The organism is Lentzea sp. NPDC060358, assembly GCF_042725365.1.
Taxonomy (GTDB): Bacteria; Actinomycetota; Actinomycetes; order Mycobacteriales; family Pseudonocardiaceae; genus Lentzea.
Genome location: NZ_JBHXCW010000228.1, coordinates 1 through 12,082, shown reverse-complemented (window position 1 = coordinate 12,082; position 12,082 = coordinate 1). Strand labels below are relative to the sequence as shown.

General features: G+C 72.4%; 12 protein-coding genes. 5 read left to right on the top strand and 7 right to left on the bottom strand.

Annotated features, from left to right (window positions below; genetic code table 11):
- From ACFWGZ_RS33290 to ccrA, 3 genes are all read right to left on the bottom strand, one after another.
- Nucleotides 1-419: 3-hydroxyacyl-CoA dehydrogenase NAD-binding domain-containing protein (locus ACFWGZ_RS33290; RefSeq protein WP_382455557.1), on the bottom strand; the 419-nt coding region annotated here is incomplete at its 3' end.
- Nucleotides 416-1,423 (bottom strand): 3-oxoacyl-ACP synthase III family protein, encoded by a 1,008-nt coding sequence (locus tag ACFWGZ_RS33285; protein ID WP_382455556.1) that lies wholly within the window; start codon nucleotides 1,421-1,423, stop codon nucleotides 416-418. The genes ACFWGZ_RS33290 and ACFWGZ_RS33285, both read right to left, overlap by 4 nt.
- Complete coding sequence (gene ccrA, locus ACFWGZ_RS33280) at nucleotides 1,420-2,775, bottom strand: crotonyl-CoA carboxylase/reductase (RefSeq protein WP_382455555.1); 1,356 nt, start codon at nucleotides 2,773-2,775, stop codon at nucleotides 1,420-1,422. The genes ACFWGZ_RS33285 and ccrA overlap by 4 nt, the downstream gene beginning before the upstream one ends.
- 307 nt (nucleotides 2,776-3,082) lie before the next feature.
- Between ccrA and ACFWGZ_RS33275 the strand changes: the two genes are divergently transcribed.
- Both ACFWGZ_RS33275 and metK read left to right on the top strand, forming a co-directional pair.
- Entirely contained in the window at nucleotides 3,083-3,451 is a 369-nt protein-coding gene (locus tag ACFWGZ_RS33275; protein ID WP_382455554.1) for a DoxX family protein, read from the top strand.
- Nucleotides 3,452-3,501: 50 nt separating this feature from the next.
- The gene (gene metK, locus ACFWGZ_RS33270; RefSeq protein WP_382455558.1) at nucleotides 3,502-4,683 is read left to right on the top strand and encodes a methionine adenosyltransferase; all 1,182 of its coding nucleotides are present in this window, start codon (nucleotides 3,502-3,504) and stop codon (nucleotides 4,681-4,683) included.
- A 3-nt stretch (nucleotides 4,684-4,686) separates the two neighbouring features.
- On the opposite strand, the gene ACFWGZ_RS33265 is transcribed toward metK, so the two are convergent.
- On the bottom strand, nucleotides 4,687-6,468 hold the full coding sequence (locus tag ACFWGZ_RS33265) for a bifunctional sugar phosphate isomerase/epimerase/4-hydroxyphenylpyruvate dioxygenase family protein (RefSeq protein ID WP_382455553.1): 1,782 nt from the start codon (nucleotides 6,466-6,468) through the stop codon (nucleotides 4,687-4,689).
- A complete protein-coding gene (locus tag ACFWGZ_RS33260) occupies nucleotides 6,458-7,306 on the bottom strand; it encodes a shikimate dehydrogenase (protein ID WP_382455552.1) in 849 nt (282 codons plus the stop codon). Before ACFWGZ_RS33260 ends, ACFWGZ_RS33265 begins: the two co-directional genes overlap by 11 nt.
- Nucleotides 7,307-7,416: 110 nt before the next feature.
- Here ACFWGZ_RS33260 and ACFWGZ_RS33255 point away from each other — a divergent pair, with 110 nt between their 5' ends.
- Both ACFWGZ_RS33255 and ACFWGZ_RS33250 read left to right on the top strand, forming a co-directional pair.
- Nucleotides 7,417-8,061: a TetR/AcrR family transcriptional regulator gene (locus ACFWGZ_RS33255; RefSeq protein ID WP_382455551.1), complete on the top strand. Its 645-nt coding sequence runs from the start codon at nucleotides 7,417-7,419 to the stop codon at nucleotides 8,059-8,061.
- A 75-nt stretch (nucleotides 8,062-8,136) separates the two neighbouring features.
- Nucleotides 8,137-9,435, top strand: coding sequence for an MFS transporter (locus ACFWGZ_RS33250; RefSeq protein WP_382455550.1), 1,299 nt, complete (start codon nucleotides 8,137-8,139; stop codon nucleotides 9,433-9,435).
- A gap of 18 nt (nucleotides 9,436-9,453) precedes the next feature.
- Here the strand turns inward: ACFWGZ_RS33250 and ACFWGZ_RS33245 are convergent, their stop codons facing one another.
- The gene (locus tag ACFWGZ_RS33245; protein ID WP_382455549.1) at nucleotides 9,454-9,918 is read right to left on the bottom strand and encodes a MarR family winged helix-turn-helix transcriptional regulator; all 465 of its coding nucleotides are present in this window, start codon (nucleotides 9,916-9,918) and stop codon (nucleotides 9,454-9,456) included.
- A 110-nt stretch (nucleotides 9,919-10,028) separates the two neighbouring features.
- On the opposite strand from ACFWGZ_RS33245, the gene ACFWGZ_RS33240 reads away from it, so the two are divergent.
- Nucleotides 10,029-11,207, top strand: a complete 1,179-nt coding sequence (locus tag ACFWGZ_RS33240) for an FAD-dependent monooxygenase (protein ID WP_382455548.1) — start codon at nucleotides 10,029-10,031, stop codon at nucleotides 11,205-11,207.
- On the opposite strand, the gene ACFWGZ_RS33235 is transcribed toward ACFWGZ_RS33240, so the two are convergent.
- The gene (locus tag ACFWGZ_RS33235; protein WP_382455547.1) at nucleotides 11,202-12,029 is read right to left on the bottom strand and encodes an NPCBM/NEW2 domain-containing protein; all 828 of its coding nucleotides are present in this window, start codon (nucleotides 12,027-12,029) and stop codon (nucleotides 11,202-11,204) included. The genes ACFWGZ_RS33240 and ACFWGZ_RS33235 overlap by 6 nt on opposite strands.
- Between the last annotated feature and the right edge of the window lie 53 nt (nucleotides 12,030-12,082).

Here is a 12,082-nt window from a genome sequence, read left to right as displayed (position 1 = left end):
CCCACGACCCGGCCGGGATCGGTGGTCGCCGCGGCGAGAGCCGAGATCGACACCGACGACGTCGTGGAGGCGAGGACCGCCGCGGGGTCGATGACGACCTCGTCCAGCCGTTTGAACAGCTCCGCCTTGTCCGCCGCACTCTCGGCGATGGCCTCCAGCACGAAGTCGCGGTCGGCCAGCGCGGTGATGTCGGTGGTGAAGGCGACGTGCCCGAGTGCCCGGTCCCGCTCCTGCTCGGTGAGCTTCCCCTTGCGCAGCAGGCGGTCCAGCGACTCGGTCACGCGGGCGCGACCGCGACCGGCGGACTCCGCCGACGGTGCGAGGACGAGCACGTCGAGGTCCGCTCGCGCGCACACCTCGGCGACACCGGCGCCCATCAGGCCGCAGCCCACGACGCCGGCCCTGCGCACGGCGCTCACCGGCGGGTCTCCGGGTCGCTCCAGCGCAGCAGGCACGTGCCGACCGACATGCCGCCGCCGAACGCGGCCAGCAGCAGCAGGTCGCCGTCGGCCACCGCGCCCGAGCGGACCGCGTGGTCCAGGGCGACCGGCACCGACGCGCTGCCCAGGTTGCCGTACTCCTCCACCACCCGCGCGGTGTGCGCGCCGCCCAGCCCGCAGCGCTCCACGAGCCCGTCGAGCAGCACGCCGTTGGCCTGGTGCGGCACGAAGCAGTCGACGTCCTCGACGGTCAGACCGGACTTCGCGAGCAGCTTCTCGAGCGCCGGCGGGACGTTGTCCATCACGAAGTCGCGGACACCGCGCCCGTTCATCGTGAAGTAGTGCCCGCCCTCGGCCACCGTCTGCGCGGTCGTGGGCCGGCGGCTGCCGCCCGCGGCGACCTTGATCAGGTCCTGCGCCTCGCCGTGGCTGCTCAGGTCGATGCCGAGGATCCCGTCGCCCTCGGGCAGTTCGCCGACGACGGCCGCGCCGGCGCCGTCGCCCAGCAGCACGGCGGTGCGGCGGTCGTCGAAGTCCAAGATCCTCGAGTAGAGGTCCGCGCCGATGACCAGCGCGTGCGTGCCGGGGTTGGCGAGGACCAGGCCCCGCGCCATCTCCAGGCCGTAGACGAAGCCCGCGCAGACGGCGTTGACGTCCACGCTCGCGGCGGAGTTCGCGCCGATGAGGTGCTGCACCAGGCAGGCCGTCGGGGGCTGGGGGAAGTCGCCGGTCGACGTCGACACGACGAGGTGGTCGACGCGGTCGGCGGTCAGGCCCGCGTGCTCCAGCGCCCGGCGCGCCGCGTGCGCGGCCAGGTCGGAGGTGGCCTGGTCGTCGGCGGCCCAGCGACGGCCCCTGATCGCGGTCTTGCGCACGATCCACTCGGGGTCCGCGTCCTTCACCAGCGCCGCCACGTCGGAGTTGGTGACGACCCCGTCCGGCACGTAGGACCCGGTGCCGAGAACCCCTACCGTCCGGTTCACGTCGTTCCACCTTCCGCGTTCGCGAGCGACAGCAATGGGTTGATCCGGTCCTCGCCGATCCGCGCGCGCAGGACCGGGTCGGTCACACCGAGCCCGCGCTCGGGGGCGAGGCACAGCACGGCGACCTTCCCGAGGTGGCCGTTGGTCTGCACGAGCCGGGCGGCCTCGCCGATCTCGGCCAGCGGGTAGACCGCGGACATGGTCGGGGCCACGGCGCCGCTCGCGATGAGCCGGTTCGTCTCGACCTGCTCCTGCAGGTTCGCCACGTGGCTGCCGACGACCTTCTTCAGCTTCATCCACAGGTAGCGGTTGTCGAACGTGTGGTGGTAGCCGGTGCTCGACCCGCACGTGACGACCGTGCCGCCGCGCCGCACCACGAACACCGAGACGCCGAAGGTCGCCCTGCCCACGTGCTCGAACACGATGTCGGGGTCGCGGCCGATCCGGCGGCGGATCTCGGCGCCGAGCCTCTTGCCGACCTCCAGCACCTTCGCCGGGTCGTCGCCCGTGCTGTCGTCCAGGCCGATCTCGCGGCGGTCGACGACGAAGTCGCACCCGAGCCGGCGCAGGACCTCCGCCTTGCTGGAGGATCCGACGACGCCGATCGGGATTCCCCCGCCGTTCTTCACGAACTGGACCGCGTAGGCGCCCAGACCGCCCGCGGCGCCCCAGATCAGCACGGCGTCGCCCTGCTTCATCCTGGCGCCGTGGTCACCGACGAGCATGCGGTAGGCGGTGCCGGCGCACAGCGTGTTGCACGCGGCCTCCTCCCACGTCAGGTGCGCGGGCTTGGGCACCAGCTGGCTGGCCCGCACCAGCGTGTACTGCGCCAGCCCGCCGAAGTTGGTCTCGAAGCCCCAGGCGCGCTGCTCGGCACCGAGCATGCCGTCGTCGTGCGAGGCCGCTTCCTGGTCGTCGACGTGGGCGGGGCTGACCACCACGTGGTCGCCCGCTCGCCACCGCCGCACGCCCGACCCCACGCGGACCACCACGCCCGCGGCGTCGGACCCCACCACGTGGTGGGGCAGGTCGTGCCGCGCGGCCCAGCCGCCCTGGGCCGCGAACTGCTGGAGGAACCGGAAGGTCGGGATCGGCTCGAACATCGCCGACCACACGGTGTTGTAGTTGACCGCGCTGGCCATCACCGCCACGACCACCTCGTCCGGTGCCAGTTCCGGCATCGGGACGGCGCCGACGTGGAGCGACTTGCGCACGTCCTTGTCCGCCACGCCCCGGAACATCGCGACGTCCTCGGCGCGCAGGTGCGCGGCGACGTACTCGCGCGGCAGGGGAAGGCGCTCGAGCTCCTCCTCCCCCGCACCGGCGAGCACCGCGTCGGACAACGAGTTCATGGCCACCTCTCCTTCGGTCGCAACCGGACAACGGACGCGGCCGGATGACGGATGTGTTCCTGTTCCGACGCTAGCGACGTCCCCGGCACGCCCGACACCCCTCACTGCCCCTGTGCGATCCCCACCCCCACAGGGGTTTCCCGGCACGGACCCCGGACCCCCGGGGCACCGACCGTCCACTAGGGGTTGATGCCGCCGCGCGGCACCGGCATGTTCTCCCGGGAGATGTGCCCGGAGCCGTCTCGCCGCAGCGGCAGGAGGAGCGAGCAGTGACCAGGACCGCGGTAGAGCCGAGCAGGGCCGTCGCATGAACATCGCGCTGTGGGTCGTCGCGGGCGCTCTCGGGCTGCTCTACGTCGCGGCGGGGACGACCAAGGCCGTCCGTTCCCGCGACTCGATGCTCAAACACGACAACCTGGCGTGGATGAACGACTTCTCCCCCGCGGGCGTCAAGCTCATCGGCGTCGTCGAGGCGCTCGGCGGGCTCGGCCTCGTGCTGCCCCAGCTGACCGGCATCGCCCCGGTGCTCACGCCGCTGGCCGCGACCGGTCTCGCTCTGCTGCAGCTGGGAGCGGCCGTCGTGCACCTGCGCCGCGACGAGCCGAAGTCCGTTCCCACCAACCTCGTGCTGGCCGCGCTGGCCGCGTTCGTCGCGATCGGCCGCTTCGCCACCTGAGGACCACCGACCAGTCAAGGAGAGCCGTGGACGCCGTAACCGGCAGCAGGCTGTTCACCAGCGAGTCCGTCACCGAGGGACATCCCGACAAGATCTGCGACGCGATCAGCGACTCGGTCCTCGACGCGCTGCTGAGCAAGGACCCGCACTCGCGCGTCGCGGTCGAGACCCTGGTGACGACCGGTCAGGTGCACGTCGCGGGCGAGGTGACGACCGAGGCGTACGCGGACATCCCGTCGATCGTGCGGGAGAAGATCCTCCAGATCGGCTACGACTCGTCCGCGAAGGGCTTCGACGGCCACTCGTGCGGCGTGAACGTGGCGATCGGTGCGCAGTCCCCGGACATCGCGCAGGGCGTCGACACCGCCTACGAGGAGCGGGTGTCCGCCTCCGCCGACGAGATCGACCGGCAGGGCGCGGGCGACCAGGGCCTGATGTTCGGCTACGCGTGCACCGACACACCGGAGCTCATGCCGCTGCCGATCGCGTTGGCGCACCGGCTCTCCCGCCGGCTGACGGCGGTCCGCAAGGACGGCTCGGTGCCGTACCTGCGCCCGGACGGCAAGACCCAGGTCACCATCGAGTACGCGGGCGACCAGCCGGTGCGCCTCGACACGGTGGTCGTCTCCACGCAGCACGCCGACGGCGTCGACCTGGAGAAGCTGCTGGGCGTGGACGTCCGCGAGCAGGTCGTCGCCCCCGAGGTCGCGCTGCTGGAGCTGGACACGTCGGACGTGCGGCTGCTGGTGAACCCGACCGGCCGGTTCGTGGTCGGCGGCCCGATGGGCGACGCGGGCCTGACCGGCCGCAAGATCATCGTCGACACCTACGGCGGCATGGCGCGGCACGGCGGCGGCGCGTTCTCCGGCAAGGACCCGTCCAAAGTGGACCGCTCCGCCGCGTACGCGATGCGCTGGGTGGCCAAGAACGCGGTGGCCGCGGGACTCGCGACGCGGATCGAGGTGCAGGTCGCCTACGCGATCGGCAAGGCGCACCCCGTCGGGTTGTTCGTCGAGACGTTCGGCACGGAGACGGTCGACCCGCTCAAGATCCAGCAGGCCGTGACCGAGGTCTTCGACCTGCGCCCCGCGGCGATCATCCGCGACCTGGACCTGCTGCGCCCGATCTACGCGGCGACCGCCGCGTACGGCCACTTCGGCCGCACCGACGTGGACCTGCCGTGGGAGCGCACCGACCGCGCGGACGCCCTGCGCGACGCGGCCGGGGTCTGACGGTCACCTCCCGGCGGACCGGCGCGCCTCGTGGTGCGCCGCCATCCGCACGGGAGCGTTGACGACCCCGAAGCCGCGGTAGCCGCCGATCCGTTGCACCACCTCGAAGAACACCCTGGCGCCGGCCAGCTCGGTGTAGAAGTGCAGGTACTCGCCGTGCTCGTCGCGGTCGTACAGCACGGAGTTCTCCCGCAGCGCCTCGACCCGCTCGTCCGGCAGGTCCGTGCGGGCGGCGAGGTCGTCGTGGTAGTTGGCGGGGACGTCCAGCAGCCGTGCGCCCCGCCGCCGCAGCTCCCGCGCCGACGCGACCGCGTCGGCGCAGCCGAAGGCGATGTGCTGCGGCGCGTCGACCGCCGGGGCCCACCCGCCGCGGCGGACGAGCGCGCAGTCGAGGGTCAGGCGCAGGCCGGTGCCGCTCACGCCCCGGCCGCGCACCAGGCCGAACGGGGCCGCGAACTCGGCGGTGGGGCCCGGTGTCAGGCCGAGCACCGCGCGGTGGAAGAGCGCGGCCTCGTCGAAGCTGTCGAACGGCTGCGTCAGGGAGACGTGGTCGATGCCGGTGAGCCCCGCGGCCGGTCCGCCGGACAGGGGGAGGTCCGCCCGCACGAAGTCGGCGAGCCAGTCGTCGCCGTCGCACAGGAAGATCTGCGTGCCGTCCGGCGCGGCGATGGCGGTCAACGGCGCCTCGCCGGGGCCGGGGGTGCGCTCCAGCGGCGGCGCCAGCAGGGTCTCGGCGCGCTGCCGCGCCGCGGCCGGGTCGGCGACGGTGATCCCGAGCGCTCCGATGGAACCGGGTTCGCCGTGCGCGTTCACCAGCACGCGGGCCTCGCCCTGCGTCCACAGCTCCACCGGTTTCGAGCGGTGCGCGCCGGTGCGGGCAAAACCGAGCGCGGCGAGGTCGGGCTTTCCCACCACCTCGGCGAAGGCGAAGCCGGACGGCACGGGCGCGGCGGGAACGTCCAGCAGCCCCAGCGAGTCCTCGAGGGCGAGCAGCGACCGCATCGCGTCGACCGCGGTCCGGTGCGGGTCGGCCTGGCGGAAGACGTCGTTGAAGACCTCGAGCGAGAGCGGGCCCGCGTACCCGGTGCCGAGGACGTCGCGGGTGAACGAGGTCAGGTCGAAGTCGCCCTGCCCCGGGAACAGGCGGTGGTGGCGGCTCCACTGCAGGACGTCCATCGGGAGCGTCGGCGCGTCGGCCAGTTGCAGGAAGAAGACCTTGTCACCCGGGATCGTGCGGATCGCCCGGGGATCGTCCCCCTTGGACAGGATGTGGAAGCTGTCCAGGCAGACGCCGAGAGCCGGGTGGGCGGCCCGGCGGACGATGCGCCAGGCGTGCTCGTAGCCGTTGACGTGCCGGCCCCAGGCCAGCGCCTCGTACGCGACGCGCAGTCCCCGTTCGCCGGCCCGTTCGGCCAGCAGGTGCAACTGCTCGGCGGCGAGGTCGTCGTCGTCGATCGCGTCCGGGGACACCGACGAGCAGACGAGCACGGTCTCGACGCCCAGCGCGGTCATGACGTCGAACTTGCGCTCGGCGCGGCGCAGGCCGGCGGCGAGGACGTCCGGTGGCACGGCCTCGAAGTCGCGGAACGGCTGGTACAGGTCGACGGTCAGCCCCAGGTCGGCGCAGCGCCGGCGGATCTCGGCGGGACCGCGGCGGGACACGACCAGGTCGTTCTCGAACAGCTCGACGCCGTCGAAGCCCGCGCCCGCCGCGGCGGCCAGCTTGTCGTCCAGGGTGCCGGACAGGCACACGGTGGCGATGGCGGTGCGCGGGTCAGGACGCATGGGCGGGTTCCCCCTCCAGCTCCGCGAAGTGCGCGAGCATCCGGCCGGCGTCCGGGTCGGCACCGGTGAACAGGCGCAGCGACTCGGCGGCCTGGAGCACGACCATGCCGCCGCCGTGCAGCACGCGGCAGCCCCGCGCGCGGGCCGCGGCCAGCAGGGCGGTCTCCAGCGGCCGGTAGACGACGTCGGCGACCCACAGCTCCTCGCGCAGCAGGGACACGTCGATCGGCAGGCCGGGGTGGGCGGCCATGCCCGTGGGGGTGGCGTGCACCAGGCCGTCGGCCGTCCGGACGGCGCCGGGTGTGCAGGTGAAGGCCCGGCCGGCGCCGAACCGGCGGCGCAACGCCTCGACCAGCCGTTCGGCGCGAGCCTCGACCACGTCGTGCACGCCCAGGCGTTCGGTGCCCAGGGACAGCAGCGCGTGGCCCACGGCGGCACCGGCCCCGCCCGCGCCCAGCAGGACGACGGAGCCGGTCCGGGCGTCCGGCAGGCCCCGGCGCAGGCTGCGCGCGAACCCCGTGGCGTCGGTGTTGTGGCCGACCGCGCGGCCGCCGGCGAAGACCACGGTGTTGACGGCCCCGAGCGCCGCGGCCTCCGGCACCAGGTCGTCGAGGTGCGGCACGACCGTCTGCTTCCCCGGATGGGTGATGTTGAGGCCGTGGAACCCCTCGGCGCGCGCGGCGGCCAGCACCTCGCCCACCGGCTGGCGCAGCACGTCGAGGTCGAGCAGGCGGTAGGTGTAGCGCAGGCCGAGCCGGGACGCCTCGCGTTCGTGCAGGGCGGGGCTCAGGGACGGGCCGATGCCGGAGCCGATCAACCCGATCAGGTAGTGGGTCACCCAGCCTCCCCGCAATGTACGAACTAGTGAGTTAACGGTAGCGCACCACCCGGCGAGCAGGAAGGGCTCGACTAGAGTCGGCAGGTCGTCCGCAGATCGAAGGGGGCCCGGTGGCCGCACCGTCGTCGTCCGATGCCGAGCGCCAGCGGGACAAGGACCGCACGCGCGCCGACATCCTGGACGTTGCCACGCGGGAGTTCGCGGACAAGGGCTACACGGGCGCGCGCGTCGACGAGATCGCCGAACGGACCAGCACCACCAAGCGGATGATCTACTACTACTTCGGCGGCAAGGAACAGCTCTACATCGCCGTGCTGGAGAAGGCCTACCTGGCGATCAGGGCGCTGGAGGCCGAGCTCGACGTCGAGCACCTCGAACCCGAGGACGCCCTCCGCCGGCTCGCCGAGCTGACCTTCGACCACCACGAGGCGCACCCCGACTTCATCCGGCTCGTCAGCATCGAGAACATCCACCGCGCCGAGCACATCGCGCGGTCGGAGGTGCTGGCCGGACTCGCGAACCCCGCGCTCGACGGGCTCGCGCAGATCCTCGAACGGGGCCGCGCCGCCGGGCGGTTCCGCACCGACGCCGACCCGCTCGACGTGCACATGGTGATCAGCTCGTTCTGCGTCTTCCGGCTCGCGAACCGGCACACGTTCGCCGCGATCTTCGGCCGCGACATGCTCGACCCCGACCGGCGCGAGCACTACCGACGCATGCTCGGTGACATGCTGATCGACTACCTGACCAGCTGAAACCCAACCCTTGACACGCGGGGGTGACGTATCCCACCTTGAGTTAACTAACTAGATCGTACATCGGAGTACGCCGTGACCACATCGATGGCCCGCAAGACTGCGCTGGCAGCCTGGATCGGCAGCGCCCTCGAGTACTACGACTTCTTCATCTACGGCGCAGCCGCTGCACTGGTGTTCAACAAGGTCTTCTTCCCCGCCGCCGATCCGGCCACGGGAACCCTGCTCGCCCTCGCCACGTTCGGCGTCGGCTACCTCGCCCGCCCGCTCGGCGCGTTCGTGCTCGGCCACGTCGGCGACCGCTTCGGGCGCAAGAAGGTGCTCGTCTTCACGTTGCTGCTGATGGGCTTCGCGACGTTCGCCGTCGGCTGCCTGCCGACCTACGACACGGCGGGGGTGCTGGCACCGGCCCTGCTCGTCGTCCTCCGCCTGCTGCAAGGGCTTTCGGCGTCGGGCGAGCAGGCCGGCGCGAACTCGATGTCGCTGGAGCACGCGCCGGAGCACCGCCGGGCCTACTTCACGAGCTTCACGCTGAGCGGCACGCAGGCGGGGCAGATCCTCGCGACGGCGATCTTCCTGCCAGTGGCCGCGCTCCCCCAGGACGACCTGCTGACGTGGGGCTGGCGCGTGCCGTTCTGGTGCAGCGCGGTCGTCGTGGTCGTCGGGCTCGTCATCCGCAGCAAGATCGACGAGACCGCCGCCTTCCGGCGTGCCGAGGTGGCCAAGCTGCCCGCCGCCGTGCTGTTCCGCACGCACTGGGCGGACGTGCTGCGGGTCGTCGTCGCGGCCACGATCGCCTCGGTCAGCACGATCTTCACCGTCTACGCGCTGAGCTACGCGGTGAACACCATCGGCCTCGCCCGCACGCCCATGCTGTGGGTGGGCGTGCTCGCCAACCTCGTCGCGCTCGCCGCCATCCCGCTGCTGGCCGGGCTCTCCGACCGGATCGGCCGCAAACCGGTGTTCCTCGCGGGCTGCGGCGCGTGCACGGTGCTGATCTTCCCCTACCTGTGGTCGATCTCCACCGGCTCGTACGGGCTGGTGTTCGCGCTCGGCATCCTGCTGTTCGGCGTGGCCTACTCCGCGGTCAACGGCATCTGGCCGTCGCTGTACGGCGAGATGTTCAGCACCGAGGTCCGCCTGTCGGGCATGGCGATCGGCACGCAGATCGGGTTCGCGATCGCCGGTCTCGCGCCGAGCGTCGTGGCCACGATCGGCTCCGGGCGCGACGACTGGATCGGCGTCGCGATCTTCACGGCGGCGATCTGCGCGCTGAGCGCCGCCGCGATCGCGACCGGGCGCGAGACGTTCCGCCGCCCGACCGCGGAACTGGGCCGCCTGCCCCGCGAGTCCGCGGTTGCGGTGCAGGCCTGAGCCGGCGGCGGGTCGCGGTCAGTCGAGGTCCGCGACCCGCTCCTGCAGGTCGGCCACGAACCGGCTGAGCAGCCGGCCGAACGTGGCCCGGTCGTCCGCGGGCCAGTCCGCCACGGCGCCGGTGAACCAGCCCAGGATCGTGTCCAGGTAGCGGCCCGCCGCTCCCGCGCCGGCGTCGGTGAGCTCGACGAGCCGCGCCCGCTGGTCGTCCGGGTCGACGACGCGCCGGACCAGGCCGGCGCGCTCCAGGTCGTGCAGGTGCCGGGTGACGTGCGGGCCGACGACCTGCATCCGCGCGGCGATCTCCCCCACGCGCAGCGGCCGGTCGGCCATGCGCAGCGTGATGAGCACGGTCAGGCCCGGGCGGTCCACCGGCACAGCGGCCTCTTCCATCGCCCGCTCCACCAGCTGGCTGCGGTTGAACACCGTGCCCAACCGCATCAGCTGCGGCAGCACCGCCGCCAGATCGAGGCCCTCGCTCATCTCACACCTTACTTACCTAACTTAGGTATATGCTCGACTCAGTCCCGCGCAACCGTAGCGATCAGCGCGCGACGAAAAAGGATACCTAAGTTAGTTATCTGGAGGCACCCGTGACCAGCGTCCTCATCTCCGGCGCCAGCATCACCGGGCCCGCGCTCGCCCACTGGCTGCGGCGCACCGGGTTCGACGTCACCGTCGTCGAGAAGTCGCACACCCTGCGCGGCGGCGGCTACCCCATCGACATCCGCGGCACCGCGCTCGGCGTCGTCGAGCGGATGGGCCTGCTCCCCCGGCTGCGGGAGGCGCACGTGAACACGCGGCGGATCACGTTCGTCGACAGCGCCGGCGACTTCGTCGCGTCGATGAGCGCCGAGACGCTCACCCGCAGCGACACCGACGACCTGGAGGTCCGCCGCGGCGACCTCGCCGAGATCCTCCACGACGTGGTGCGCGACGACGTGGAGTTCCTGTTCGACGACTCGATCTCCGCCCTGGACGACCACGACGGCGGCGTGGACGTGACGTTCCACAGTGGACTGAGCCGCACCTACGACCACGTGATCGGCGCCGACGGGCTGCACTCGGGGGTGCGCGCCCTGACGTTCGGCCCGGAGGAGCGGTTCCACCACTACCTCGGCTACTGCTTCGCGGGCTTCACCATGCCCAACCGCCTCGGCCTCTCCCACGAGGGCCTGATGTGGAACGAGCCCGGCCGGTCCGCGGTGCAGTACGCGGTGGGCGAGGCGGAGACCGTGCACGGGTTCCTGAGCTTCGCCCGCCCCGAGGCGCCGTTCGGCGCGTTCCGCGACCCGGCGGCGCAGCGCGACCTGGTGGCGTCGACCTTCGCGGGCGACGGCTGGGAGGTGCCCCGCATGGTCGAGGCGATGCGCGGGGCGGACGACCTGTTCTTCGACACCGTCAGCCAGATCCACCTGCCGCGCTGGTCGTCCGGTCGCGTCGCGCTCGTCGGTGACGCCGCCTACGCGCCGTCGTTCCTCACCGGGCAGGGGTCGAGCCTCGCACTCGTCGGCGCGTACGTGCTGGCGGGCCGGCTGGCCACGGCCGGGGACCACACGACCGCGTTCGAGGCCTACGAACGCGAGACGCGGCCGTTCGTCGAGGCGAACCAGGCACTGGTGCAGCAGGGCAACGCGGAGCTGTTCCCCGGCACGGCCGAGGCGCTGGCGGCGCGCAACGCCGTCCTGCGCGAGCGCACGACGATGCCCGCCGAGGCCGGTCGTCCCGAGCACTCGGCGATGACGCTGCCGGAGTTCGCCGTCAGCTCATGACCGGGACTTGCCGGGCGGCGCGGTGCAGTACGCCCGCGGCGTGCCCCAGGCGTTGTCGGCGTCCTTGTTCGCGCGCACGTCGAGCAGCGTCAGCCTGCCGACGGTCGAGATGTCGACCTCGAGGTGCTGCGGCGCGTCGCTGACGCTCGCCTGCCGGGTGGTGATCTCCTGGTCGTCGGCCTTGACCACGAACTGCCCGGCACCGGCGGACTCCGACGAGGCCGCGTCCTTGCCCACCCACACCGACAGCCGCGTGCACCGGCCCGCGGTGGCCCAGGTGCTCGAGTTCCTCGGCTGACCGGCCGACGAGGTCTGGAAACCGCGGATGCTGTTGGGGAACGGGTCCCTGCCCACCCCGATCGTGATCGACGGGACGATCTCCTGCCCCTCGGCGGACTCGACCGGCTGGTGGAGCGTGAGGTCGTACCAGCCCTCGCCGGAGCGCACCGGCCCGCTCGTCACCGCCGCCACCTCGGCCGGGGTGGTGGGCGGGGGGCTCGCCAGCGCCGGTCCGGGTGAGATGTCCTCGTCGCCGTACTTGAGCACCCCGGCGAAGAGCCCGGCCGACCCGACGAGCACGACCACCAGCGCGGCGACCCCGGCGATCTGGAGCGACTGCTGCGGCGCGAACAGGGCGGCGACCCCGGCCACTCCCAGCGCACCGACGCCGATCACGAGCGCGGGACCCGCGCCCGTGCCGGCCAACGCCACGGCCACGCCCGCGACAGCGATCCCGCCCAGCACCGCGAAGATCCACTTCACCGGCCTGTGCCCACCGCCACCGCTCTGCCCGGACGTCATGACCGACTTGATCCGCGTCACATTCCCCATCGTTACAGATTTTCGGAATTCCGGACCCAAAGAAACCCCCGGTT